Source organism: Acidobacteriota bacterium (assembly GCA_026393755.1).
Taxonomy (GTDB): domain Bacteria; phylum Acidobacteriota; class Vicinamibacteria; order Vicinamibacterales; family JAKQTR01; genus JBAXOX01.
Genome location: JAPKZO010000028.1, coordinates 356,492 through 381,169, shown reverse-complemented (window position 1 = coordinate 381,169; position 24,678 = coordinate 356,492). Strand labels below are relative to the sequence as shown.

Sequence of the window (24,678 nt, the reverse complement as noted above, 5' to 3'; positions counted from 1 at the left end):
GCTCGGGTTGAGCGGGCAAACTCGCCGCTGGCGAGATCGCTCAGGTCCTGAGCGACATTCCCGCGCAGCACGATGACCGCATCCTGATCGACTTCCGGACTGCGGACGACGCCGGTGTGTACAAGTGGGGGAGCGGCCCGGCACTCGTGCAGACCGTGGACTTCTTCACACCGATCGTCGACGACCCCTACGCGTACGGCCAGATCGCCGCCGCCAACGCACTGAGCGATGTCTACGCGATGGGAGGGCACCCGCTGACCGCGCTCGCGATCGCCGGATTCCCGAAGAAGGACTTCGACAGCGCGATCATCCGCGCGATCTTCCTGGGCGGTTTCGACAAGCTCCGCGAGGCGGGCGTGGCGCTGCTTGGCGGGCACACGGTGCAGGATAACGAGATCAAGTTCGGCTACGCCGTCACCGGCGAGATTGATCCTGAGCGCGTGCTGTCGAACGCCGGCGCGAGACCCGGCGACGCGTTGTTCCTCACAAAGGCCATCGGCACCGGCGTCATCGGCACCGCGATCAAGGCGGGCCGCGCGGCCGAATCCGTCGTGTCGGCGGCGACCCGATCGATGGTGCAGCTCAATCGCGATGCCGCGGAGACGCTTCGCGCGCTGCCCGCGGGTTACGCCCACGCATGCACCGACATCACGGGCTTCGGCTTGATTGGGCACGCGAGCGAAGTGGCGGCCGCAAGCCATGTCACGATTCGCCTCAATGTGAACGCCGTGCCGCTTCTGGGCGGATCGCTGGCGATGGCCGCCGACAACCAGTCCGGCGGGATGCGCACCAACGTTGAGCATTTCGAGGCGCGCCTGCGGGTCGCCGGCGGGCTGGATCCGAATCGTGTCCTGTTGTTGTTCGATCCGCAGACTTCGGGCGGACTGCTGATTGCCGTCGCGCCCGAGCACGCCGCGCAGGTCGACAAGGCGCTCACCCGTGCGGGCGTCGTCGGGATGCGAATCGGGGACGTCCTACCGGAAGGGGACTGCCTGATCGAGGTCGTCTGATCGAGGCTGTCCGAGCCCGAGACGCGCTCAGGTGGCAAGCCCATCTCAATTCAGTACTATTGGCCATCCAGGCATGATATCTTTTCAGGTAGGCAAGTGATATCATCTCGCAAGATGCGATCGTCTGAATCGAAAACGGTGTCGGGGCGTTTCCTGCTGCGATTGCAGGCGCGGGTCCACGCGCGCCTCCAGAACGCGGCCCGAAACCGTGGCCTCTCGCTGAACGAGTATTGCTCCCGCCGATTGGGTGTTCCGGGACCCGCGTTGTTGATCGAAGACGGAGCAGGGGCCGCAGTCGATCGGTCGCTGGCGCTATTTTCAGAGCGGCTGGTCGGCGTCCTCGTCTTTGGCTCGTTCGCGCGAGGCGACGCGGCCGCCACATCGGACGTCGATCTCCTCGTCGTCGTCGACCGCTCGATTCCGCTCGCGCGAGCCCTGTACCGGGAATGGGATATTGATCCGCCCGCATGGGGGAGTCGGAGCATCGACCCGCATTTCGTACAGCTTCCTGCCGACGTCCGGGCCATGCCGGGAGCCTGGTGCGAAGCCGCCATCGACGGCGTCGTGCTATTTGAGCGTGATGGCGTGCTGACGCGCCACCTGGCCGCGGTGAGAGGCGACATCGCGACCGGCCGCCTGGTGCGGCGCTCCGTACATGGTCAGCCCTACTGGACGGTGGCCGCCTGATGCGAAACCGGGATCTCGCGACCGACCACGTGCGCCGGGCGGAAGCCAGACTGCGGGCGCTTGACGTGTTGTTCGACGCCGAGAGTTGGGCCGACGTTGTCCGCGAGTCGCAGGAGGTCGTAGAACTCGCGCTCAAGGGATTACTGCGGGCGGCGGGCGTTGAGCCGCCTCGCATCCACGACGTCGCCGACGTACTCGAGGCCGAACGCGACCGCATTCCAGAAGCGCTCCGATCGGACATTCCGCTGCTGGCCGCCGCGTCGCGCACGCTGAGGCGCGATCGGGAACTGGCTTTCTACGGAGCCGAGGATCTCACGCCATCGGATTTCTATCGCAAGTCTGATGCGACCGACGCTCGAGACTCCGCCCGCCTGGTGGTGAAGCTCGTGCGCCCGCACGTGCCGACCAACCTGTAACTGCTCCGGGTTCAGGCACCCCAGCCGCCGGCGGGGCAACGCCAAGTCACGCGTGCCGCGGACTCAGCCGTGCGGCTGAGCGCCAGACGTTCGAGCGCCGCAATGGAATCTCGCCGATTCTAACCACGCTATCCGACCCTGACCACTGGACCAGTCGTCCCGATCCCGTATACTATTCAGGTTTTGGCGTAAGACACACGTGTGCAGCCAATGGAGACGAAGGCGTGCTTCCCGACCTCTCTGTCCTCTGGGTGATCGCGGCCATTCTGCTGCTGGCGGTTGTGCTCAACCGCTGGCTGTTCAAGCCCGTTCTGCGCGTCATTGCCGAGCGCGAAACGGCTGTCCAGTCTGCGATGCAGATGGCAGAAGACGCAACCGCGAAAGCCAGGGCGGCAGGCGCCGAATTTGACGCGAAGTTGGGCGCGGCGCGGGCCGAGCTTTACAAGCAGCTGGACGAGCGCCGCAAGGCGGGCGACGCCTACCGCACCGAGTTGATGGCGAAGACGCGCGGCGAGGTCGACATGACGCTGGCCGATGCGCGAACCGAGCTCGACGCGCAGGTGGCTCAGGCCACGACGAAACTCGAACGGGACGCGGACCAGCTGGGACGCGAAATCGCAGATAAGGTGCTTGGGCGCACGAAGTAGGACCGTCTCCAGTACCGGGTTCGGATTTCCGGCCCGCTGCAGGGATAAGAACCACATGCACGAGCGGGCGCGAGACATCAGGATTATCGCCGTCTTCTTCGCAGCCTTTCTGATTGCGTTGGCCGGTGCGGCCGTCACCGAAGCCCAGCCCGCGCCTGCGACCACCCGCCAGACCGCAGAGCCGCTCGCCCAGGCGACGGCACCAGCCGAGCACGCGACGCAAGCACCAGCGACCGCAGCCGGCGCCCACGAGGCCGCCGCGTCCGAGGAGGCGGCAGCCGAACACGGCAGCCCGATCCTCGGCATGATCGCCAGGCTCTTCAATTTCGCGCTGCTGGCCGGTCTGCTGTTCTACGTGCTTCGCTCGCCGCTGGCGGTCTATCTGGCGAACCGCTCCACACAAATCCGCGAGCGCCTCGTCAAAGCCAGGGACCTGCGCGCCGGAGCCGCCCTCGAGCAGGCGGCCATCTCGCAGAAGATGCAATCACTGCCCGCCGAACTCGAGGCGCTCCGCAAAGCGGGCGCCGAGGAAGTGGCGGCTGAGGAAGCGCGTATCCGGCAAGCCGCCGAAACCGAGCGCGAACGACTGCTCGAGATGACGCGACGCGACGTCAGCGTGCAGCTCAAGCTCGCCGAGCGCGCGCTCATGAAGCGGGCCGGGGATCTCGCGGTGGAGGTCGCGTCAGAACGCGTCAAGGCGACCATCACCGAAACCGATCAACTCCGCCTCGTGGATCGATACCTTGTGCAGGTCGGGAAGTAGGAAATGACAGCACGAACAAGCGCGACACGATACGCCCGGGCACTGCTCGACGTGGCCCTTGCCGAAGCCGATCCGCAGGCGGTCGAACAGCAATTGGCCGGCGTCGTCGATTTGTTCCGCGGTCACGCCGACCTGTGGAAGGTGATGACCAATCCAGCCGTGCCGGTCACGCGGAAACAGGGCATCGTATCGGCGATGCTGCCGAAGCTCGAGCTGAGTCCCGTGCTCGACAAGTTGCTGAAGATGATGACGGGCCGCGATCGCATCGGGCTGTTGCCGGATCTGCTCGAGGCGTACCGCAGCCGGCTGATGGATCATCAGAAAGTGGTTCAAGCGCAGGTCACGTCGGCCGTGCCGTTGACGCCAGATCGCGTTCAGAAGCTGGAAGCCAGCCTCGGCGCGCTCACGGGCCGCAAGGTGCTGATGAAGACGGCGACCGATCCCGGGATGATGGGCGGCATCATCACGCGCATCGGCAGCACGGTGTACGACGGAAGCGTGCGGAGACAGTTGGAGAAGATGCGGGAGCGAATCGGGCAGTCCGCGTAGGGGCACGATTCATCGCGCCCGCACGGGACGGCACGACAGGAATTGCGTAGGGGCACGACATGTCGTGCCCGGACAGCAGCCAGCAGATACGACCATATGAACATCAAAGCCGAAGAGATCACCAAAGTCATCCGCGACCAGATTGGCAGCCAGTCCATCGACGTCGACATTTCCGAAGTCGGCAGCGTCGTTGTCGTGGGCGACGGGATTGCGCGCGTCCACGGCGTCGAGAACACGATGGCCGGCGAGATGCTCGAGTTCCCGCATGGCGTGTTCGGGATCGCACTCAACCTCGAAGAGGACAGCGTCGGCACCGTGCTGCTCGGCGAGTACCACACCATCAAGGAAGGCGACCCAGTCAAGCGGACCGGCCGCATCATTTCCGTGCCGGTGGGCGAGGAACTGGTGGGCCGCGTCGTGAACTCGCTTGGCCAGCCGGTCGACGGCAAGGGCCCCATCGCGACGCAGCAGTTCTCGCCCATCGAGCGCATCGCGCCCGGCGTCGTCGCCCGTCAGCCGGTGCGCGAACCGCTGCAGACCGGCCTCAAGGCGATTGACTCGATGGTGCCGATCGGACGCGGCCAGCGCGAGTTGATCATTGGCGATCGCCAGACAGGCAAGACGGCGATTGCGGTCGATACGATCATCAACCAGAAGGGCCAGGACGTCATCTGCCTCTACAACGCGATTGGCCAGAAGCAGTCGACCATCGCGCAAGTGGTCAAGACGCTCGAGGCCGCCGGGGCGATGGAGTACAGCATCATCGTTGCCGCCGCCGCGTCAGAGCCGGCCGCGATGCTCTACATCAGCCCGTACTCGGCCTGCTCGATGGGAGAGTATTTCCGCGACTGCGGCAAGCACGCACTCTGCATCTACGACGACCTCTCGAAACACGCGCAGGCGTACCGCGAGATCTCGCTCCTGCTGCGCCGCCCGCCAGGCCGCGAAGCGTACCCGGGCGACGTCTTCTACCTGCATTCCCGGCTGCTCGAACGCGCGGCCAAGTTGAACAAGGAGAACGGGGGCGGCTCGCTTACGGCGCTCCCAATTATCGAAACACAGGCCGGCGACTTGTCGGCGTACATCCCGACTAACGTCATCTCGATCACGGACGGCCAGATCTTCCTGGAGACCGACCTGTTCCACCAGGGCGTCCGCCCGGCCATCAACGTCGGCAACTCGGTGTCGCGCGTCGGCGGGGCCGCCCAGGTCAAGGCGATGCGCCAGGTGGCAGGCACCTTGCGCCTCGACATGGCGCAGTATCGGGAGTTGGCGTCGTTCGCCCAATTCGGCAGCGACCTCGACAAGCAGACGCAGGCGCAGTTGAATCGCGGCAAGCGACTCGTCGAGATCCTCAAGCAGCCGCAGTATGAGCCACTCGCCGTCGAGAAGCAGGTGCTGATGATCTTTGCGGGCACCAACGGCCACCTGGATCCGGTGGCGGTTGAGGACATCGGCGAGTACGAACAGGAACTGTTCCGTTTCTTCGACGCACGCAAGCCGGGCATCCTGCGCGCGATTGCCGAGAAGAAGCAGCTGGATGATGGGCTGAAGGCCGAGATCGGGGCGGCGCTCAAGGAATTCGGCGAGACGTTCGCCGCAGGGAAGAAGGCAGCGGTCGCCTGATGCCATCCCTGATTGACCTCCGCCGCCGGATCCGCGCCGTCAAGTCGACGCAGCAGATCACCAAGGCGATGAAGATGATCGCGGCATCGCGGCTGCGCAAATCGCAGGATCGCATCCTGAACGCGCGGCCGTTTTCCAACGAGATGCTGCGCGTGCTGCGCGGGCTGGCGACGCGCACCGATCCGTCAGTGCACCCGCTGCTCGCTGTGCGCGAAGAGAAGTCTGCGCTCATCATCATCATCACCGCCGACAAGGGCCTCTGCGGGAGCTTCAACACGAACATCCTCAAGGCCGCCAGCCACGTCCTGCTGGGCGATCCGTCGCGCAAGGTGACGCTGGGACTGGTGGGCCGGAAGGGCCGCGACTTCTTCCGGCGGCGCGACTATGCCGTGACGTACGAGCGGGTGAATCTGTTCCAGCGCCTCAACTTCGAGGACGCACGCGAAATCGCCGACCTGGCAGCCACGCAGTTCGTGGAGCTGAAAGTGGACGCGGTGTACCTGGTCTACAACGAGTTCAAGTCGGTCCTCCAGCAGCGCGTGGTGACAGAGCAGTTGCTGCCCATCCCGCGCGAACACCTGGATGACGAGTCGCCGGCCGCACGGGTGGATTACATCTACGAGCCCGACGAGAAGGCGCTGCTCGATCAACTGCTGCCGGCCTACGTGCGGACGCACGTGTGGCGCGCGCTGCTCGAATCGGGCGCAGCCGAGAATGCCGCGCGAATGACGGCGATGGACGCGGCCACAAAGAACGCGACGGACATGATGGACGGCCTGACGCTTTACATGAACAAAGTCCGGCAGGCAGCCATCACGCGGGAGATCATCGAGGTCGTGTCAGGCGCGCAGGCATTGTAGGGACGCAAGAAGAGTCGTTCGCGAGCAGATGAAGGCGGCGCAGGGGCACGGCATGCCGTGCCCGGACAGTTCAGGATTTTGTAGGGGCGGGCCCCCGCCTGCCCTGAGCAGGGTCGAAGGGTCCCCGCCCAAGAGGAACGTAGGGGCGCGATTCATCGCGCCCGTGAGGATGACGAACCGTATGAGCACAGTCGTAACCCAACGTGAAGGCCGCATCGTCCAGATCATCGGGCCGGTCGTGGATGTCGAGTTCCCAGGAGGCGATCTGCCTCCCATTTACAACGCGCTGCACATCAAGGCCGAAGTCGAAGATCGGAAGTTCGACATCATCGTCGAGGTCGAGCAGCACCTCGGTGAGGGGCGCGTCAGAACCGTCGCCATGAAGCCGACCGACGGCCTGCAGCGAGGCATGAAGGTTGTGGATACCGGGACGGCCATCACGATGCCGGTCGGATCCCAGACGCTTGGCCGCGTGCTGAACGTGCTCGGGGAGCCGGTCGATTTCCCAGACCAGCCGGTGCACTCGGCCGAACGCTGGCCGATTCACCGGTCGGCGCCGACGCTCGAAGAGCAGTCGACCGAACTGCAGATGTTCGAGACGGGGATCAAGGTCGTCGACCTGCTCGAGCCGTACCTGCGCGGCGGGAAGATCGGCCTGTTCGGCGGCGCGGGCGTCGGCAAGACGGTCATCATCATGGAACTCATCCACAACATCGCCATGCAGCACGGCGGTGTGTCGGTGTTCGCGGGCGTCGGCGAACGGACGCGCGAAGGCAACGACTTGTGGCTCGAGATGCAGGAAGGCGGCGTCATCAAGGCTGGCGTGCCCGAGGAATCCCGCGCGGCACTGGTCTACGGCCAGATGACCGAACCGCCCGGCGCGCGCCTTCGCGTAGCGCTGTCGGCGCTCACGGTGGCGGAGTACTTCCGCGACGCCGAAAACAAGGACGTGCTCCTCTTCATCGACAACATCTTCCGTTTCACACAGGCCGGCTCCGAAGTGTCGGCGCTGCTCGGCCGCATGCCGTCCGCCGTCGGCTACCAGCCCACGCTCGCCACCGAGATGGGCGAGCTGCAGGAGCGCATCACGTCGACCAAGAAGGGGTCGATTACGTCCGTGCAGGCCATCTACGTGCCGGCCGACGACTACACGGACCCCGCGCCGGCAACAACGTTCGCGCACTTGGACGCGACGACGAACCTCTCTCGGGCGATTGTCGAATTGGGGATTTACCCCGCAGTTGATCCGCTCGCGTCGACCTCGCGCATCCTCGATCCGCACGTGATCGGATGGGAACACTACAACGTGGCACGCCAGGTGAAGCAGGTGCTGCAGCGGTACAAGGACCTGCAGGACATCATCGCGATTCTCGGAATCGACGAACTGTCGGAGGACGACAAGCTGATCGTCGGCCGCGCGCGCAAGATCCAGCGGTTCCTGTCGCAGCCGTTCCACGTCGCCGAGCAGTTCACCGGACTCAAGGGCAAGTACGTGCCGGTGAAGGAGACAATCCGGGGCTTCAAGGAGATCGTTGACGGCAAGCACGACGGGCTGCCGGAGCAGGCGTTCTACCTGGTTGGCACCATCGAAGAGGCCGTCGCCAAGGCCGAGCAGATGAAGGCATCGTAGGGGCGCGATTGATTGCGCCCGGTCAGTTGCGGGATTTCGTAGGGGCACGGCATGCCGTGCCCGGACGGTTGCAGGATTCAGGATGGCTCTACCGCCGTATTTGACGCTCGAGATCGTGACGCCAGACCGCGCCATCGCCCACGAGGAAGTGGACGAGGTGCAGTTGCCTGGCACGGAAGGCTATCTCGGTATTCTGCCGGGCCACACGCCCCTGCTGACGGGCCTGAAGGTCGGCCAGATGTGGTACCGGAAGGGCACCGAGAAGCACTACCTGTCGATCGCGTTTGGATTCGCCGAGGTGTTGCCCGACCGGGTCCGGCTGCTGGCGCAATTCGCCGAACGCGCCGAAGAGATTGACCTGCGCCGCGCCGAGGAGGCAAAGCGCCGGGCCGAAGACCATCTCCAGGCGGCGCGAACCGGGGCATCGGATGTGGATATGGAGCGCGCGCGCGTCGCGTTGATGAAGGCGCTCAGCCGGCTCCAGGTGGCGACAAAGGCCCGAACCAGATTCTGATGCGTATTCTGTCCGCTGCCTCGACCGATCCCGGCCTTCGTCGCGATTCCAACGAAGACAGCTTCAGCCTGCGTCCAACGCTCGGCCTCTTTGTCGTGGCCGACGGCATGGGCGGCCACGCCGCTGGCGAGGTGGCGTCGCATGTGGCGGTCGATGCGATCGAGGCCTTTGTCGAGCACACGGCAGGGCAGGGCGAACAGGCGACGTGGCCATTCGGCTACAACGCGGCGCTCGGCGTCGACGGCAACCGGCTGTCGTCGGCATTCAGGCTCGCCAACCGGCAGATCCAGCAGCGGGCAGCCGATGACGCCGCGCTGCACGGGATGGCCACCACGGCGGTGGCCCTGCTGATCGCGCAACCGCCGGCCGCGTCCGGCGAAGCCCGGATCATCCGCGGGCTCGTGGCGCACGTGGGAGACAGCCGCGCGTACCTGTGGCACGAAGGGCGACTCGAACAGATCACGCGCGATCATTCGTGGGTCGAAGAGCAGATCGCCGCGGGCTCGATGACCACCGAGGACGCGCGACGGCATCCGTGGCGCAACCTGGTGACGCGCGCGCTGGCCGGCGCCGAGGACCCCGACGTCGAGATCACGCCGGTCGCGCTGCAGCCGGGAGATCGATTCCTGCTCTGCAGCGACGGCCTCTCGACGCCGGTGCCCGATTCGGCGATCGCAGCCATCATGGCGCGCGCGACCCCGGGCGAACCGGGCCCGCTGTGCGCGACGCTCATTGAAACCGCCATCGCCGCCGGCGGCCCCGACAACATCACAGTCGTCGTCGCGGAAGTGACAGCACAGTAGAATGTTCGGGTTGCGCCGGGCTCCAGCCCGGCATTTCAACCGATGCTGAAGAACCTCTCCAACCTGCTGAAGTATCGCCAGCTGGTCCAGAGCCTGGTGGCGCGCGAACTGAAAGCGCGCTACAGAGCCTCGGTGCTGGGATTCTTCTGGTCGTTCATCAATCCGCTGCTGCTGCTCCTCATCTACACATTCGTCTTCTCGTACGTCCTGCCGTCACGCCAGCCCGACATGTATCCGTACGCGCTCTTCCTGTTCTGCGGCATCCTTCCATGGACGTGGTTCTCCTCGTCTCTTCTGGAAGCGTCCAACGTCCTCATCGCCGGCGGGAACCTGATCAAGAAAGTCCTCTTCCCGGCCGAAGTGCTCCCCATCGTCACGGTGCTGGCGAACATGGTGCACTTCCTGCTGGGATTGCCGATCCTCGTGGTGTTCCTGATCTACTATCAGGCGCCGCTGCAGTGGTCGGAGATCGTATGGTTCCCGGTCGTTGTGCTGGTGCAGCTGGTGCTGACGCTCGGGTTGGCGCTCATCGTGTCGGCGCTCACCGTGCACTTTCGCGATGTCAAGGACATCCTGTCGAATCTGATGACGTTCTGGTTCTTCGCGACCCCCATCATCTACTCGATGAACGGCGCGCCACCCATCGGGAAGACGTTGCTGAATCTGAATCCGTTCACGCACCTCGCCGTCTCGTACCAGGAGATCCTGTTCTTCAAGGGCGACTTCGGCCACTGGAAGTGGTTGCTCGCGTTGGGCGGGGCGTCGCTGCTGCTGTTCTTCGTCGGCTACTTCGTGTTTGATCGGCTCAGGGATTCGTTCGCCGAAGAAGTATGAAACCCGCCATTGAGGTTGTCGACGTCCGGAAGACCTACCGGAAGTACTCGCGTCGCCGCAGCTTTGCCACGCTCAAGAGCGCGATCCTGTCCGGATCGATGGCGGGCGATCTGAATCCGGCCGAGACATTCAACGCGCTCAATGGCGTGTCGTTCGACGTGCCCGCCGGATCGACATTCGGCATCGTTGGCCGCAACGGATCGGGCAAGAGCACGATGCTGAAGCTGGTCGCCGGCATCACCAAGCCGACCTCCGGCCGCGTGTCCGTCGCCGGCCGCATCTCGGCGCTGATTGAGCTTGGCGCAGGCTTCCATCCCGAGATATCCGGCCGCGAGAACGTCTTCATCAACGGCATCATGCTCGGATTGTCGAAGCGCGAGATCACGCGCCGTTTCGACGAGATCGTCGAGTTTGCCGAGATGAAAGACTTTATTGACGCACCGGTCAAGACGTATTCATCCGGGATGTACGTCCGCCTCGGGTTTGCGGTCGCCATTCACGTGGATCCGGACGTGCTGCTGGTCGATGAGGTGCTGGCGGTCGGAGACGAGGCGTTTTCGCACCGGTGCCTCGACAAGTTCGCGGAGCTCCGCCGCCGAGGGAAGACAATTCTCCTGGTGACGCACCAGTTGACGCTGGTCGAGCGGTTCTGCGACACGGCACTGTGGCTCGACGAAGGGAAGTCGCGCGGGATTGGCGATCCGAGGCGCGTCGTTGCGGCATACATCACGGACGTCGGGCGTCAGGAAGAGACCCAGATTGCCGCCGCCGATGCCAAGGCGCAGGCCAGCGTGGAGCCCGCCGGCGAGAAGGGGCATGACCCCATTATTAAGGCCGCCGCAGCATGGCTGGAGAAGCCAGCCGAGACAGCTCCCGTCGAGCCGGCCGGACCGCAGGACATGTTCCAGGCCGGCGAGGGCCGATGGGGATCGCGCGAGGCCGAGATCACCGGCGTCCAACTCGTCGGCGAGGACGGCCAGCCCGCGCATGTGTTCCAGACCGGCGAGCGGGTCAATATCCGCATCGCGCTGCACGCCCCGCACGCCCTGACGGATTTTGTCGTCGGGATCGGCCTGTTCAACATCGACGGCGTGTGCTGTTTCGGCACCAACACTGATCAGGAGAAGTTCGAAGCCGAGCGGCTCGAAGGCGACGCCGAAGTCGCCTTTCAGATCGACGGACTCGATCTGGTCGCCGGCACCTACAAGCTCGACGTGGCGATCCATCGGCGCGACGGCTATCCCTACGACTACCATCGCCTGCTGTACAGCTTCCGCGTCACATCACCGGTACAGGACGTCGGGATCTATCGGCCGCGCCACTCGTGGAGCTTCAGCGGCGGCGTGCGCTTCACCCCGCCGGCGCCGGAGACAGAATTGTAATCATTCCGGGAGTGGCAATCAGATGTCTGTGATGACACAGGAGGCGGCCGCACGGTGGCGCCAGCACTTGGGGCGCCAGCAGAAGCGCGTGGTCTTCACCAACGGCGTGTTCGACATCCTCCACCCCGGACACGTGCGCTATCTGGCAGAGGCGCGCCGCCAGGGCGACGCGCTGATCGTCGCCATCAATTCCGACCGCTCGGTGCGCGCCATCAAGGGGCCGACGCGCCCGGTGAACCCCGAGGCGGAACGCGCGGAGGTCGTCGCCGCGCTGGCGTCGGTGGACGCGACGGTTGTGTTTGACGAGGACACGCCGCACGAAATCATCAGCCTGATTCAGCCCGACGTGCTCGTGAAGGGCGCCGATTGGGCTGCCGACCGAATCGTCGGCCGCGACATCGTCGAAGCTCGCGGCGGGGTGGTCATTCGCGTCAACGTCGAAGACGGCCATTCGACCACCGCAATTGTTGAAAAACTCCACAGCGCGAGCTAATCACTCCCGGAGTAATTAGCCTCCGCGCAATTACTCCGGGACTAATTACGAAATTGTAATTACTCCGGGAGTGATTATCTGAGCAGACGCCGCTCACTGCCGGCATGCGCCGGAGACGACCTTGTTGAGGACGTCGCCGACGCGCACCTGCTCGGTGATGTCCTCGTGGATGCCGTTGGGCGACCAGACGATCAGGGGGACGTGAAGTGGCTCTCCGGCGTGCCCGCGCCGCGATCCGTGGTCCGCGGTAATCACCACCGTCGTGCTCCGACCCGCCGAAGCCGTTTCCAGCGTGCGAAACGTCGAGTTGAGCGCGCGGTCCACTTCGTCGAGTTGATGCAGATAGCGCGCGCGCGTCTGTTCGAACGCCCGGAAGGACAGTGGCCCCGTGTCCTGCAGCCAGGGAACGTGCGGCACATTGAAATGAACCCACCTGAGAACCGGGTTCGCCGGAGGAGGCGCCGCTGCCAGAGCGGTGATGGACTCGAGCTCCGCCCGGTGCAGGCGCACCGCGAACGGCCGCTTCAGCAGACCGGTGGGCATCTGGAACGGCCAGATGTTCAGCACCGTTTCGAAGGGCGCGGCCAGGCTGAATCCGTCGTATGCCGTCGCCGCGTTGTACATGCTGTAGGACCGGCAACGCGTGGCCGTGACCCCGAGGCTCTCGCAGTACGGGAAGTACCAGCCCGCCACTTCCGTCTCCAGGCCGGCCGCCTGCGCCATCCCGAACAGCCCGACGGGGGGCGCCGAGTTGCGATCCTCCTTGCGCGTCGGAGATGCGGAAAGGTACGCGCCGATCGAGGTGTTAGTAGATGCTGTTGGTGCAGAGGCGCGATGGTAAACCTGCGCCGTTGCAATCCTGCCCGCCAGACTACTGAGCGTGACACGACCTCCCGAGAACACGGCGTCGTAGGCAAGTTCATCGAACAACAGCACGTAGACATTACCGCACCGGTCGCTCGCGCTCGCCCTGCCGGAGGAGCTCGCCGTATAGGCGATCGACCGAACGTCTTGATCGGGAATTGGAAGCGCGCGCAGGGCCTGAACGCCCGGCACAAGCAGAATCACGCCAAACGGCAGGATGGTTCGCAGCGTCCTGACGAGAAGCTTGGGTTTCACGATCCACAGAAGCGTCGCGACGATCAACCCGACAGCGAGGCCGCCGATCGCCACAAAACGGACCGTGTCGGTGCCCTCACCAAGAGCGGTCGCATTTCGACCCGTGATCGCAAGCAACGACAGAAGGCTCGGCACGGAAACCAGCAGAATCAACGCGGACTGCCGCCGCGGTTGTGGAATGCGGTGGAACCATCCCAATCCGACAGCGGCAACAATGGCGCACGCCGCCCACGCACATGCCAACTCGATCGTGTGAAGCGACGTCCACATCAGCAGCGGCGCATCAATGCTCCCGGCCGCCGCGATCGGCATGAAGAACGCTGTGGCAAGCCCCATCCCGCCGAGCGCCGACACCACGCGCTTGCCCATCAGCGGGCCCTGATCAGGTAGAGCACCCGCTCCGAAGAGGGAAGGGGCACAGTTTCAATCACGTCGTATAGAGGAAGCACGGACGACTCGAACGCTGCGCGATTCAGGCCGCGCACATCGAATCGCGAGGCCCATCCGCACGGCACTTGATCGGTATCCGGCACCAGCTCAAACAACACCGTCTTTCCCAGACGCGTAAAGTGCGCGAGTTGATGGCCGAGCGGCACGCCTCCCGGCACCGCGAGGTGGTGCGCCAATCCGAGGACCAGAAGCAGATCTGCGGGTCCACGCGCCGACAGGCTCAGAGTCTCCGCCTCCGCCCACCCTCCCGGCCCCGTCGGGCGCAACAGGTCCTGAACGAGCGGAAGAAAACGCGTCTCGCCGCGTTTGCGGGCAAGACAGTAGGCCTTTTCAACCGACGCGGCATCGGCGTCAAACCCGATCGCCAACGCGCCAGACTCGGCGGCCTCACGAGAAAAGTGCCCCGCCGCCATCCCGAAATCCCAGACGACCGCCGGCTTCAGTTGCGCCAGCACACGGCGAACAACAGCGAGCCGCGCCTCCCAGGCTTCCTCCGAATAGGTCGGCCGCTCGTCGCCGTAACGAGACCACTCCGTGTCGGGCGGAAGCCACGACAGCCCGTCAATCCCGCGCCGCAGGCTCTCGATGATCGCCATCTGCCGCGCAAGCCCCTGATTGCCCTCTTTGCCTTTGGGCGATTCAGCGAGAGGCCGCGCGCTCGAGTTCGCGCGCGAGTGCAGGTGCACGTGCCAGAGGGCCAGCGGCCGCAGCCACGATCGCCGAGGCAGAAGCTGCGCGGCGACCTCCAACGGGATCCCGTCTGCCTCCACGGCCGACCACCGCAACGCACGATCCATCCCGTAGGCCGCCAGCAGCAGCGGCGCGACAAAGTGTTTGCAGAACTGGAAATACGCGGGCCACGCGGCGGAGTCCGCGCGCACAAACGACAGCGTGTCGACGAGGACCGGCCGGCCATGATGGAACTGCACGTTGGCCGTTGGCGCGTCCTTAAGAATCATGCCGTGAGCAAGAGCCTCCGCCTGGGCGTCCAGCACGGTCAACGCCGCATCTTTGAGCTGCGAGAACGACCACTCGAACGCGTAACTGATGAAGGAAATCCGCTCGGGCTGAAGAACCTTCCAGCATCCGGGCAGTCCCCGTCCATCCGATGCCACTTCCTGATGGGGAATCAGCAGACCCCGTCCCACCAACTTGTCGTACAGCCCCGACGTGAGGAGTTGTTCGTAGTCCCGCCGGCCCGACTCGAAGACGCCGCGCAGCAGGACACCGTCAGACAGGAACACTCGTCCGGACGGGTCTCGAAATGAGGACGGGAGGACTTGCACGCCGCTCAAGGCTTTGGATTCGGCTCGGAAGGCCCAGCGAGGTCGCGATTCGACGATCTTCGTCTGCCGATCACCTCGCCGAGCCGGTGCCACCAGCGTCTCAGCGCAAATCCGAGCGCCAGCGCACCCGCGACCAACACCTGGTACGCCATGCTGCTGGCCCCCGGGTCGATATAGGCCCACGCAAGCCCGGGAACAGCCAGCACGAGCGAGACGGCAATGACGAGTAAGGTAGCCAAGCGCATGGTAAAAATTAGACAGACCCGCGGCCGGGAAGGTTAACGAATATCGCCGCGTCGCCTATGATAACCGCTTTGGGCCGATCTTGTCTTTCCCACCGACCGTCGGGATGACGGCCAAGACAATTACTCCCGGAGTAATTAGCCCCGCTGCAAGCACTCCCGGAGTAATTACAAAATCGTAATCACTCCGGGAGTAATTGGCTCCAACGCAATCACTCCGGGAGTGATTGACGCCCGCCTGCGGTACACTGAGAGGGCACCGCAGGCGTGGATGCCAGCGGCGTTGTCAGGGCCGTTCAGACGAATGCCGTCACTGAAGCTTCAAGAGTTGCTGCGGGGCGTCCTTGTGCGCGAAGGTTTCGCCTTTTCGGCGAAAGCGCCCACAACGACCGGCCCCGTTGCCATCCCCCCGGAATTTGAGGGGCCGTCGTCTGCAACCAAAGCGCCGCGGCTGACCAGTGCCGCCGCGCTCGAGATTAGCGGTCTTACCCCGGCCGCCAAAGCGCTCTGGGTCGCAGGCGCCGCCACCCGGGATCCCCAACACGAAGTAGTGATCTTCATCGTTCCCGCCGATCGCGACGTCGATCTGGCTGTCGCCGACATCCGCTTCTTTCTCGGAGGCCTGGAAGGCAGCTCAGCCGACGAACTCGATCGCGCCGTCCTGCCGTTTCCCTCACAGGAGGTGGATCCGTACCGCGGCCTCGCTCCGCACTTCCGCATCGCGTCAGCCCGTGCCCGCGCGCTCCACGCGCTGGCCACCGGCGTCGCGCGGGTCGTCGTCTCGTCAGCGACCGCGCTGCTGCCGCGCGTCAGCGCCCCGGCAGTGCTCACCGGGCTCGCACTCGATCTGCAGGCCGGCAACGACGTCGACACAACCGCGCTGGCCAGTCTGCTGGTTGATGCGGGCTTCACCCGCACAGACCCCGTCGACGAACACGGCGAGTTCTGCATTCGTGGCGGCGTGATCGATATCTTCCCGGCCGGCGACGACCAGCCCGCGCGCATCGAGCTTCTCGGCGACACTATCGAATCGATCCGGCGGTACGACCCGGGCTCGCAGCGCTCGGTGGGGGAGATCGCCCGCCTTCGCATCGTTCCGCTCCGCGAGCGCCCCGACGCGGGTCCAGATGGCGAGAACACTCACGTCTGCCTGGTCCCGTTCTTTGACTATCTGAGCGGCGCGACAAGGCGGCCAGTCTTCCTCGTCTCCGAGCGGGATGAGATTCGCGACCGCATCGAGCGATGGCTCGCACAGGTCACAGAGAGCTACAGCCAGACCAGGAACGCGCCCACCCCAGAACAACTGCTGATTTCGTGGCCCGACGTCGATGCGCATCTGGCCAACGCCACCAACCTCGCCGAACTAGGCCTCGGACCGTCGGACGGCCCGGCAGGCATTGCGTTCGCCTTCTCGTGTCACATCTCCTGCCAGCCAGCATTGTCCTTCTCCGGGCGTCTCGCCGACTGGATTGCCGAGATCCGCACCGCTCGCCAGCGCGGCGACACCGTGTTGTTCGTGGCCGCCACCCCGGGTCGCGCCGAGCGCATCGGGGAGGTGCTGGCCGACTACGAATTGCGCGCCGTGCAAATCGATCGCGCCGGAGACGCGTTTGCCGCAAGCGTGCTCGTCACCACCGGCGTGCTGTCGCGCGGATTCCGCCTGCCGGACGCCAACCTGCAGATTTTCGCCGAGACAGATCTCTTCGAGGAAGAGCACCGCGCCCAGGAACGCGTCCGCCGGTCCGCGACCAAGGCGTTCCTCTCCGACCTGCGCGACCTCAAGGTTGGCGATCTCGTCGTCCACGTCGACAACGGCATCGGCGAGTTCGTCGGCCTCAAGCAACTGAACGTCAGTTCCGGATTTGCCAGCGCCGGAACCGCCGCGGCCGCTGGCGCCGAGGAGTACCTCGAGCTTCGCTACGCCGGCGACGACAAGCTGTTCGTGCCCGTGTCGCGCCTGGATCTGATTCAGAAGTTCACCGGCGGATCGCGCCCGGCGCTCGATCGCCTCGGCGGGACGAGCTGGGAGAAGGCCAAGACGCGCGTCAAGAAGGCCATGCGCGACATGGCCGAGGAATTGCTCAAGCTGTACGCCTCGCGCAAGGCCATCACCGGGCACCTGTTCAGTCCCGACACGCACTGGCAGGAGGAGTTCGAGGGCGCGTTTCCGTACGTGCTGACGCCAGACCAGCAATCGGCCATCGAGGACATCAAGCGCGACATGGAATCGGCGACGCCCATGGATCGGCTCCTCTGCGGCGATGTCGGCTACGGCAAGACCGAAGTGGCGATGCGCGCCGCGTTCAAGGCCGTGATGGACGGCAAGCAGGTCGCCTTCCTCGCGCCCACCACCGTGCTCGCCTTCCAGCACATCAAGACGCTCGGCGAGCGCTTCGGCGGCTTCCCGGTTCGCATCGACATGGTCAGCCGCTTCCGGACGAAGCAGGAACAGAAGGCCTCGCTCGCCGATCTCGCCGAAGGCAAAGTGGACATCATCGTCGGCACGCACCGCCTGCTGTCGAAGGATGTCGTCTTCAAGGATCTGGGGCTCCTCGTCGTCGACGAGGAACAGCGCTTCGGCGTGTCGCACAAGGAGAAGATCAAGCAGCTCCGCAAGCGCGTGGACGTTTTGACGATGACCGCGACGCCCATTCCGCGGACGCTGAATATGTCGCTTGTCGGCATTCGCGACATGTCCATCATCGAGACGCCGCCCAAAGATCGCCTCGCGATCCAGACCAATGTCGTCAAGTTCGACCAGCAGGTGATTGCGCGGGCCATTCGCAGCGAACTGGCACGCGGCGGCCAGATCTATTTCGTGCACAACCGCGTGGAATCGATCTTCTCGATCGGGAATTTGCTGACGCGCCTCGTGCCAGAAGCCAGGGTCGTCGTCGGTCACGGCCAGATGGGCGAGCACCAACTCGAGAAGGCGATGATCGACTTCGTCGCCAGGCGCTTCGACATCCTGCTCGCGACGACGATTGTCGAAAACGGCCTCGACATCCCCAACGTCAACACGATCTTCATCAATCGCGCCGACCGCTACGGCCTGTCGCAGCTCTACCAGTTGCGGGGCCGCGTCGGCCGATCGGATCGTGCTGCGTACGCGTATCTGCTGGTGCCGCCAGAAATCTCCCTCTCGCCAGTGGCGAAGAAGCGGCTGGCGGCGATACGCGAGTTCAGCGACCTCGGCAGCGGTTTCCGGGTGGCGGCGCTCGACCTCGAGATTCGCGGTGCCGGCAATCTGCTGGGCGGCGAGCAGAGCGGCCACATCGAGGCCGTGGGCTTCGAGATGTACATGAAGCTGCTCGAGCAGGCCGTGCGCGAACTCAAGGGTGAGGAACTGGATGATGATGTGCGGGCGACGGTGAACCTGGGGATCGACATCCGAATCGAAGAGAGCTATGTGCCGGACATGGCTCAGCGACTGGTCGTGTATCGCAAGGTGGCCGCGGCGCGGAGCGAACAGGAAGTCGGCGAGATCATCGACGAAGCGCGCGATCGCTACGGACCACTGCCCGAATCGATGCTGAATCTCGCCGAGTACGGCCGCATTCGCGTGATGGCCGATCGGCTGGGGCTGGAATCAGTCGACAGGCACGGCGAGCACGTCGTGCTCAAGTTCCGCGACAGCGCCGGGTCGCGGGCGCCCGATCCCCAGCGCGTGCTCGGCCTTCTGTCGCGGCGCGCGGATCTCACGCTGCTGCCGCCCTCTTCTCTTCGGCTTGGCCTGGTGGGTCGCACCCGAGATTCGGCCGGCCGACCGGGGCATGGCGACCGGGGAGTCCCGCCGCGGACGGGCGCGACAGCGCCGAAGTCCTCCGCATACCCAACGGGGAGCGGCGGCGGGGATGTCGGGCGGCAAGCGCCATCCCAGGGCGGCAGACTACCTGGGCGGTGGCAGACCGCAGGCGGCAAGGCACTATCGCCGTCGTGGTGGACCGCCAGGGCGACGGCCAAATCGGTGGAGCCTGGATTCACGAAGCAGGAAATTCTGAAGCCGCCGAGCGAACAACCGCGCGCCGAGGGCGGCATCTTCGACCGGGTTGGGGGGCTCCTGCAGCAGTTACTGCAGTAACCAGCGGCCGCGCGGCGCTCTTGATCGTCTTATCTCACAGCACCAAGACAAGGGCAGCCGTGGCGCGTTGGCCCGCAGGCCGTCCCCGCTCACGCAACCCGGCAAAACGCACCTTACCGGACTCGTCGCCGGTCTGACGTTTGCGCTCTTCGCGCAACCCGTCCTGGCCGTCACGGTGTATTTTGCAGACTGACGCCCTTCGACGTCGCTCAGGACTTCGCTGTCGGCTTGGTTCGAGGGGCCGTCCTGCGGGCCAACGCGCCACGGCCAAGCGGAAACGACGCCGGTGATGAGAACGAACCCCGTCTGTGGCTGGAGCGGGTAGAATAGAAAGATGTTTATGAGCAAGTTGCAGGTCCTCGTCATTGGCACGGCTTTCGCTGCTCTTCCGCTGGCGACGCAGGCGCAGACAGTGGCCCCCCAGCAGCCGGCGCAACCGCCCGCTCAGGCCGCACCGGCCGCCGCGCCAGCGCCGCCGTCCATGCTGCTCGAGCAGATTCTCGTCAAGGTGAATGGCGACATCATCACCAAGACCGATCTCGAGGCGCGGCAGATCGACGCGATCCGACGCCGCGGCCAGCAACTCAACGACGATCAACTGAAAAAGGCCATCGCCGATCTGACGCCAGACATCCTCGTTGATGCCGTGGACGAGCTTCTGCTCCTGCAGCGCGGCAAGGAACTCGGCTACAAGGTGACCGAGGACGATTACAAACGGGTGCTCGACAACATCCGCAAGGAGAACAAGCTCGAGTCGGATGAGGCCTTCGCGGCTGCCCTCAAGCAGGAAGGGCTCGACATGACCGTGCTGCGCAAGAACCTCGAGCGGCAGCTCATCATCAACAGGGTGCAGCAGGTCGACGTGGCGGCCAAGCTCGGGCTGACCGAAGAAGAAGCGCGGCGTTACTACGACGAGCACAAGAGCGACTTTACGACGCCGGCGTCGATCACGCTTCGCGAAATCGTCGTGCTCGCGCCCACCGACGGCAAGAACGTCAGCGTCGCCACCGACGAGGAGACCCAGCGAAAAGCCGACGCCGTGCTCGCGCGCCTCAAGGCGGGGGAGGCCTTCGAGAAACTCGTCGCCGAAGTGTCCGAGTCGCCATCCAAGGCGAACGGCGGCCTGGTGGGTCCCATCCAGCCAGACGAACTGGCACCCGACATCAAGAAACTGGTCGACCCGCTCAAACCTGGCGACATGACCGCCGTGTATCGCACCCCGAAGGGCTACGGCATCCTGAAGCTCGAAACCGCGACCAAGGCCGACGTCAAGCCGTTCGATCAGGCGCGAGAAGATGTGAGCAACAAGGTGTTCGATGCGAAACGGCGGGCCGAGTTCGACAAGTACATCCGGCGTCTCCGCAGCGAAGGCATCATCGAGTGGAAGAACGAGGAGATGCAGAAGTTGTGGGTTGCGAAGACCTCCGCGCCGACCACGGAGTCGAAGAACCCCGGCGTGTCGTAAACCCGGAGCGCAACTTCACCCGTGTCGAAGGGCCAGCCCTGAGCGCAACTTCACCCGTGCCGAAGGGCCAGCCCTGAGCGCAACTTCATCCGTGTCGAAGGGCCAGCCCTGAGCGCAACTTCACCCGTGTCGAAGGGTAGACCATGTCCGTGAGCGACGACACCAGCGCGAGCGACATTCTGGTTCCCGACCTGGTCATCTCCGACCAATCCCCGTGGTACGCCATCTGGACGCGCAGCCGCGCCGAAAAGTCCGTCGTCGAGCAACTGGAGCGAAAGCACATCGAGGTCTTCCTGCCGACAATCCAGCGATGGAGCCGCTGGAAGGACCGCAAGAAGAAGGTCGACTGGCCGCTGTTCCCGGGCTACTGCTTCGCGCGCTTCGACAGGCGAGCGGCGCTCGATGTGCGAAAGTGCGTGGGCGTCGCGACGATCATCTCGTTTGATGGCGAACTGGCGCCGATTCCCAACGCCGAGATTGAGGCCATCCAGCGCGTCGTCTCATCCGATCTGCAATTCGATCCGTGTCCGCTCCTGCACGAAGGCGACCTCGTCGAGGTCATGCACGGCCCGCTCAAGGGTGTGACCGGACGCCTGATCCACAAGGGGCCAAAGACGATGCTCCTGGTCGCGATCACGATGATCAACCGCGGAGTCGAAGTTCGCCTCGACGCCGCCGACGTGCGGAAGTATTGACGGCTGGGCTGGTGCGGACCCGGCCGAGCGCCGTAGCCCGACGAAGCTCTTCGAGCGAAGTCGGGGCGAAGGCGGTGCTGCAAGGCGCCGTCTCGGCGAGGCGGTGGTTCTTCCGCGTCCCCGCTCACGCGAGCCGGCAAAACGCACCTTACCGGACTCGTCGCCGGCCTGACGTTTGCGCTTTTCGCGCAGCCCGTCCTGGCCGTCACGGTGCGTCTTGCAGACTGACGCTGTCGGCTCGGTTCGAGGGGCCGCTTCAGAAGCCAAACGCCCGCCGAGTAATCCCATGAACATTGGCCGCGTGTCGCTCTCTCCTCCGATGGGCATTGCGCCGATGGCGGGGATGACCGACAGCGCGTTTCGCCGGCTGGTCAAGCGCCAGGGCGGATGCGGGCTCGTGGTCTCCGAGATGGTGTCATCCGAGGCCATCGTTCGCGGCATCGATCGAACGCTCGAGTATCTCGAATACACCGAAGAAGAGCGCCCCATCGCCATTCAGATTTTCGGTGGCGATCCCCACGCCATGGCCGAGGCCGCCCGCATCATCGAATCGCGCGGAGCGGACATCGTCGACATCAACATGGGGTGTCCCGTCCCCAAGATCGCCAGGAGCGCCGCCGGTTGCAGCTTGATGCGCGAGCCCGCCCGCGCGGCCGCGATTGTCGCAGCCATGGTGGCGGCGGTGAAGATTCCCGTCACCGTCAAGATGCGCGCCGGGTGGAACGAGCGCGAGATCAACGCGGAAGAGATTGCGCGAAGGGTGGCGGATGCGGGCGCGGCGGGAATTGCCGTTCACGGGCGCACGGCCGCCCAGGCCTACACGGGGCATGCGGATTGGGATCTGATTCGGCGTGTGGCGGAGGCCGTGAGAATCCCCGTCTTCGGGTGCGGTGATCTGGTGGAACCGCACCACATTCTTGAACGGATGAAGCAGGCGAATGTGGCCGGCGTCCTCGTTGGGCGCGGGATCCTGCGCAATCCCTGGCTGTTCGCGCAGACGGCAGATCTGATGGCGGGTCGCCCCATTCGCGAGATCAGCGCCAGCGACCGCGGCCGCTTCCTCCTTGATTACATCGAGCTGCTCGCCGCCGAGAATCCAGATTCCGGCCGCTGGATCGTTAACAAGCTGCGTGCCCTCTGCGGCTGGTACACCAAGGGCTTCGAGGGCGGATCCAACCTGCGTGTGGCCGTCAATCACGCCGCGTCAGTCGCGGAACTGCGCGGTCTCATCGCGACGTTCTTCGGCGGGAGGTAATTACTCCCGGAGTGATTACGTACGGGCACGGCATGCCGTGCCCCTACAGCCGACAGACGAGAGAGGCGGTTTGCTTGGGCGGGACGCCAGCCGCTCCACAGACTAAAGCTCCGCCGCGATCCACCGATACGATTGTTGCGGAGGGAAATACGTGGAACGGAAAGCTATCTCGATCATGAAGGCATGCGAGTTGGTGGGAGTCAGCCGCCGGACGATCTACAACTGGATCACCGCAGGCAAAGTCGAATACGTTCGCACGGCCGGCGGGTCGATTCGCATCTTCGTCGATTCGCTCTGGCGCGACGCCGCCACCGATTCGTCTTCCTACCAGATGCCGTACAGCATCCCGTTTGAGGCGCTCAAGTGATTGAACACGCCGAACTGCGCGAGTTGTTCCACACGCTGAACAATCAGCTCGGCATCATTCTGTCTCACGCGGAATTGCTCGAGGCCAAGGTCAAGGAAGACGCCCCGCGCGCCCGCGCAACCCAGGTCGTCACCACCACGCTCGAAGCGTTGGCCACCACCCGCAAGATCAGACTCGCCCTCGAGGCCGCCTCGCCGAAAGCACTATAAGCCCTGAGCTCGGATTTCTGCAGCCGAAGGGCCTGCCCTGAGCGCAATTAAACTTGGCCGAAGGGTAAAGTTCCCCAGCCCCGCCAACCACAGCTGTCATTAATTTGACAGATCGCGACGTCCGTTCTGTCAACCCGATGACGAAACGGGCTGATCGGCCATTCTGTCTATTGTGTTCGCCTTTCCGGCCAACCCCGTGTAACCCCAAACATTGCAATAAGTTACGGGATTTGCCGTACGCGATCTTCACGCCATGGCGCAGCATTTCCCGTATGGCATCACCGTTGCGATAGGAGAGTGCGTTCCGCCTTCGTCCTGAGCCGCAGCGAAGGGCGCGGGTCGAAGGGCTTCGGCGTGACAGGGGGGAGATAGCGATGAACGGTCAGACACACCAGGTTGAGAATCACGACAGAGTCGTCAGGACGTTGCCGTTTGTTGAGTCGCTCGCGCGCCGGATGGCGGCGTCGATGCCACACTCGATCGACATCAGCGACCTCGTCCAGGACGGCGTGGTGGGTCTGATTGACGCAGCCTCCCGGTTCGACGAAGGCCGCGGCATCAAGTTCGAGACGTTCGCCGAGCGGCGCGTGCGGGGCGCGATGATTGACGCGCTTCGGCGCGAAGCCTGGCCGCGTGGCGTCCGCCGCGTCCGCCGCGAGCTCGAAGCCGCGCGCGAGGAACTGCGCATCACGATGGGCTGCGAGCCGTCGGTCGCGGATCTGGCCGCCAAGGTCGGCTCCGACGAAAAGCGCCTCAACCGCACCATCGTCCGCATCAACACGATTGAATCGACCTCACCGCACTCCAGCACCGATGGCGGCGATGACGTGAATTTGCCGGCCGCGCTGATGCCGTCTGAGCCCATGTCGCCCGCCAAAGCCTTCGAGACAGGCGAGACCCGCGACCGCGTGCGTGCCGCCATTGCGTCGTTGCCCTGGCGCGAGCGCAAGGTCGTCGGCATGTATTACTACGGCGATGTGACGATGAAGGATATCGGAGGCAGTATTGGGGTCAACGAATCGCGCGTGTCGCAGTTGCACACGCGGGCGATTCAGCGTCTGCGCGTTGCGCTCGGCTCCGAGGCCGATCCGAAGTCGGCGGGCAAAATTCTGCGCGAGGCCGTATGGGCTTTTCAGCAGAAGCCCAGGATGCTCAAGGCGCAACTGGCGACCGCGCCGACGCAGGTGGCCACCTCGCCCGAGCAGCGTAAGCAGATGGTGGCGACCTGGACGCGGATGCCGCTGGCTGTCGCGGCCGAGAAGCCGCGTGCCCGCGCCCGCGCCGCGCGGCGGTAG

Annotated in this window: 23 protein-coding genes and 1 pseudogene; 21 read left to right on the top strand and 3 right to left on the bottom strand. The window is 64.8% G+C overall.

The window, feature by feature from the left end; translation table 11 throughout:
- Positions 1 to 29 precede the first annotated feature (29 nt).
- The 14 genes and pseudogenes from selD to rfaE2 all read left to right on the top strand — a co-directional run bounded on the left by selD (position 30) and on the right by rfaE2 (position 12,214).
- A pseudogene (gene selD, locus NTV05_12135) lies at positions 30 to 1,010 on the top strand (selenide, water dikinase SelD).
- A gap of 114 nt (positions 1,011 to 1,124) precedes the next feature.
- Complete coding sequence (locus NTV05_12130; GenBank protein MCX6545144.1) at positions 1,125 to 1,697, top strand: nucleotidyltransferase domain-containing protein; 573 nt, start codon at positions 1,125 to 1,127, stop codon at positions 1,695 to 1,697.
- Positions 1,697 to 2,113: a HEPN domain-containing protein gene (locus tag NTV05_12125; GenBank protein MCX6545143.1), complete on the top strand. Its 417-nt coding sequence runs from the start codon at positions 1,697 to 1,699 to the stop codon at positions 2,111 to 2,113. The genes NTV05_12130 and NTV05_12125 overlap by 1 nt, the downstream gene beginning before the upstream one ends.
- Before the next feature lie 224 nt (positions 2,114 to 2,337).
- Positions 2,338 to 2,760, top strand: coding sequence for an ATP synthase F0 subunit B (locus tag NTV05_12120; GenBank protein MCX6545142.1), 423 nt, complete (start codon positions 2,338 to 2,340; stop codon positions 2,758 to 2,760).
- A gap of 55 nt (positions 2,761 to 2,815) precedes the next feature.
- Positions 2,816 to 3,523 carry a hypothetical protein gene (locus NTV05_12115; protein MCX6545141.1) on the top strand — a complete coding sequence of 236 codons (708 nt, stop codon included), beginning with the start codon at positions 2,816 to 2,818 and terminating at the stop codon, positions 3,521 to 3,523.
- 3 nt (positions 3,524 to 3,526) lie between these two features.
- A complete protein-coding gene (atpH, locus tag NTV05_12110; GenBank protein ID MCX6545140.1) occupies positions 3,527 to 4,072 on the top strand; it encodes an ATP synthase F1 subunit delta in 546 nt (181 codons plus the stop codon).
- Between the two features lie 96 nt (positions 4,073 to 4,168).
- Entirely contained in the window at positions 4,169 to 5,698 is a 1,530-nt protein-coding gene (gene atpA, locus NTV05_12105) for a F0F1 ATP synthase subunit alpha (protein MCX6545139.1), read from the top strand.
- Positions 5,698 to 6,558, top strand: coding sequence for an ATP synthase F1 subunit gamma (gene atpG / locus NTV05_12100; protein MCX6545138.1), 861 nt, complete (start codon positions 5,698 to 5,700; stop codon positions 6,556 to 6,558). Before atpA ends, atpG begins: the two co-directional genes overlap by 1 nt.
- 181 nt (positions 6,559 to 6,739) lie before the next feature.
- Positions 6,740 to 8,188 carry a F0F1 ATP synthase subunit beta gene (gene atpD / locus NTV05_12095; GenBank protein ID MCX6545137.1) on the top strand — a complete coding sequence of 483 codons (1,449 nt, stop codon included), beginning with the start codon at positions 6,740 to 6,742 and terminating at the stop codon, positions 8,186 to 8,188.
- An 82-nt stretch (positions 8,189 to 8,270) separates the two neighbouring features.
- Complete coding sequence (locus NTV05_12090) at positions 8,271 to 8,702, top strand: F0F1 ATP synthase subunit epsilon (protein ID MCX6545136.1); 432 nt, start codon at positions 8,271 to 8,273, stop codon at positions 8,700 to 8,702.
- On the top strand, positions 8,702 to 9,505 hold the full coding sequence (locus NTV05_12085) for a protein phosphatase 2C domain-containing protein (GenBank protein ID MCX6545135.1): 804 nt from the start codon (positions 8,702 to 8,704) through the stop codon (positions 9,503 to 9,505). Before NTV05_12090 ends, NTV05_12085 begins: the two co-directional genes overlap by 1 nt.
- Before the next feature lie 42 nt (positions 9,506 to 9,547).
- Positions 9,548 to 10,339 (top strand): ABC transporter permease, encoded by a 792-nt coding sequence (locus NTV05_12080; protein MCX6545134.1) that lies wholly within the window; start codon positions 9,548 to 9,550, stop codon positions 10,337 to 10,339.
- A complete protein-coding gene (locus NTV05_12075) occupies positions 10,336 to 11,721 on the top strand; it encodes an ABC transporter ATP-binding protein (protein MCX6545133.1) in 1,386 nt (461 codons plus the stop codon). The genes NTV05_12080 and NTV05_12075 overlap by 4 nt, the downstream gene beginning before the upstream one ends.
- Positions 11,722 to 11,752: 31 nt before the next feature.
- Positions 11,753 to 12,214, top strand: coding sequence for a D-glycero-beta-D-manno-heptose 1-phosphate adenylyltransferase (rfaE2, locus tag NTV05_12070; protein MCX6545132.1), 462 nt, complete (start codon positions 11,753 to 11,755; stop codon positions 12,212 to 12,214).
- A 93-nt stretch (positions 12,215 to 12,307) separates the two neighbouring features.
- On the opposite strand, the gene NTV05_12065 is transcribed toward rfaE2, so the two are convergent.
- Genes NTV05_12065 through NTV05_12055 form a run of 3 tightly spaced genes read right to left on the bottom strand, consistent with a single transcriptional unit; the run spans position 12,308 to position 15,314 of the window.
- Positions 12,308 to 13,702, bottom strand: coding sequence for a sulfatase-like hydrolase/transferase (locus NTV05_12065; protein ID MCX6545131.1), 1,395 nt, complete (start codon positions 13,700 to 13,702; stop codon positions 12,308 to 12,310).
- Positions 13,702 to 15,027: an SAM-dependent methyltransferase gene (locus NTV05_12060; protein ID MCX6545130.1), complete on the bottom strand. Its 1,326-nt coding sequence runs from the start codon at positions 15,025 to 15,027 to the stop codon at positions 13,702 to 13,704. The genes NTV05_12065 and NTV05_12060 overlap by 1 nt, the downstream gene beginning before the upstream one ends.
- Before the next feature lie 47 nt (positions 15,028 to 15,074).
- Positions 15,075 to 15,314 carry a hypothetical protein gene (locus tag NTV05_12055; GenBank protein ID MCX6545129.1) on the bottom strand — a complete coding sequence of 80 codons (240 nt, stop codon included), beginning with the start codon at positions 15,312 to 15,314 and terminating at the stop codon, positions 15,075 to 15,077.
- Positions 15,315 to 15,615: 301 nt separating this feature from the next.
- Between NTV05_12055 and mfd the strand changes: the two genes are divergently transcribed.
- From mfd to NTV05_12020, 7 genes are all read left to right on the top strand, one after another.
- Complete coding sequence (gene mfd, locus NTV05_12050; protein MCX6545128.1) at positions 15,616 to 19,392, top strand: transcription-repair coupling factor; 3,777 nt, start codon at positions 15,616 to 15,618, stop codon at positions 19,390 to 19,392.
- Positions 19,393 to 19,732: 340 nt separating this feature from the next.
- Positions 19,733 to 20,857, top strand: a complete 1,125-nt coding sequence (locus NTV05_12045) for a peptidyl-prolyl cis-trans isomerase (protein ID MCX6545127.1) — start codon at positions 19,733 to 19,735, stop codon at positions 20,855 to 20,857.
- 143 nt (positions 20,858 to 21,000) lie between these two features.
- The gene (locus NTV05_12040; protein MCX6545126.1) at positions 21,001 to 21,552 is read left to right on the top strand and encodes a UpxY family transcription antiterminator; all 552 of its coding nucleotides are present in this window, start codon (positions 21,001 to 21,003) and stop codon (positions 21,550 to 21,552) included.
- 286 nt (positions 21,553 to 21,838) lie between these two features.
- A complete protein-coding gene (gene dusB / locus NTV05_12035; protein ID MCX6545125.1) occupies positions 21,839 to 22,807 on the top strand; it encodes a tRNA dihydrouridine synthase DusB in 969 nt (322 codons plus the stop codon).
- A gap of 151 nt (positions 22,808 to 22,958) precedes the next feature.
- Positions 22,959 to 23,174, top strand: coding sequence for a helix-turn-helix domain-containing protein (locus NTV05_12030; protein MCX6545124.1), 216 nt, complete (start codon positions 22,959 to 22,961; stop codon positions 23,172 to 23,174).
- Positions 23,171 to 23,383, top strand: coding sequence for a hypothetical protein (locus NTV05_12025; GenBank protein MCX6545123.1), 213 nt, complete (start codon positions 23,171 to 23,173; stop codon positions 23,381 to 23,383). Before NTV05_12030 ends, NTV05_12025 begins: the two co-directional genes overlap by 4 nt.
- A gap of 374 nt (positions 23,384 to 23,757) precedes the next feature.
- Positions 23,758 to 24,678, top strand: coding sequence for a sigma-70 family RNA polymerase sigma factor (locus NTV05_12020; protein MCX6545122.1), 921 nt, complete (start codon positions 23,758 to 23,760; stop codon positions 24,676 to 24,678).

Bases quoted from the DNA above. Each gene is read 5' to 3' on its own strand.
- atpA (MCX6545139.1), top strand. From the start codon at position 4,169: ATGAACATCAAAGCCGAAGAGATCACCAAAGTCATCCGCGACCAGATT.
- NTV05_12075 (MCX6545133.1), top strand. From the start codon at position 10,336: ATGAAACCCGCCATTGAGGTTGTCGACGTCCGGAAGACCTACCGGAAG.
- atpH (MCX6545140.1), top strand. From the start codon at position 3,527: ATGACAGCACGAACAAGCGCGACACGATACGCCCGGGCACTGCTCGAC.
- rfaE2 (MCX6545132.1), top strand. From the start codon at position 11,753: ATGACACAGGAGGCGGCCGCACGGTGGCGCCAGCACTTGGGGCGCCAG.
- NTV05_12130 (MCX6545144.1), top strand. From the start codon at position 1,125: ATGCGATCGTCTGAATCGAAAACGGTGTCGGGGCGTTTCCTGCTGCGA.
- atpD (MCX6545137.1), top strand. From the start codon at position 6,740: ATGAGCACAGTCGTAACCCAACGTGAAGGCCGCATCGTCCAGATCATC.
- NTV05_12040 (MCX6545126.1), top strand. From the start codon at position 21,001: ATGTCCGTGAGCGACGACACCAGCGCGAGCGACATTCTGGTTCCCGAC.
- NTV05_12055 (MCX6545129.1), bottom strand. From the start codon at position 15,314: ATGCGCTTGGCTACCTTACTCGTCATTGCCGTCTCGCTCGTGCTGGCT.
- NTV05_12115 (MCX6545141.1), top strand. From the start codon at position 2,816: ATGCACGAGCGGGCGCGAGACATCAGGATTATCGCCGTCTTCTTCGCA.
- NTV05_12085 (MCX6545135.1), top strand. From the start codon at position 8,702: ATGCGTATTCTGTCCGCTGCCTCGACCGATCCCGGCCTTCGTCGCGAT.
- atpG (MCX6545138.1), top strand. From the start codon at position 5,698: ATGCCATCCCTGATTGACCTCCGCCGCCGGATCCGCGCCGTCAAGTCG.
- NTV05_12080 (MCX6545134.1), top strand. From the start codon at position 9,548: ATGCTGAAGAACCTCTCCAACCTGCTGAAGTATCGCCAGCTGGTCCAG.
- NTV05_12125 (MCX6545143.1), top strand. From the start codon at position 1,697: ATGCGAAACCGGGATCTCGCGACCGACCACGTGCGCCGGGCGGAAGCC.
- NTV05_12090 (MCX6545136.1), top strand. From the start codon at position 8,271: ATGGCTCTACCGCCGTATTTGACGCTCGAGATCGTGACGCCAGACCGC.
- dusB (MCX6545125.1), top strand. From the start codon at position 21,839: ATGAACATTGGCCGCGTGTCGCTCTCTCCTCCGATGGGCATTGCGCCG.
- NTV05_12045 (MCX6545127.1), top strand. From the start codon at position 19,733: ATGAGCAAGTTGCAGGTCCTCGTCATTGGCACGGCTTTCGCTGCTCTT.
- NTV05_12020 (MCX6545122.1), top strand. From the start codon at position 23,758: ATGAACGGTCAGACACACCAGGTTGAGAATCACGACAGAGTCGTCAGG.
- NTV05_12065 (MCX6545131.1), bottom strand. From the start codon at position 13,702: ATGGGCAAGCGCGTGGTGTCGGCGCTCGGCGGGATGGGGCTTGCCACA.
- mfd (MCX6545128.1), top strand. From the start codon at position 15,616: ATGCCGTCACTGAAGCTTCAAGAGTTGCTGCGGGGCGTCCTTGTGCGC.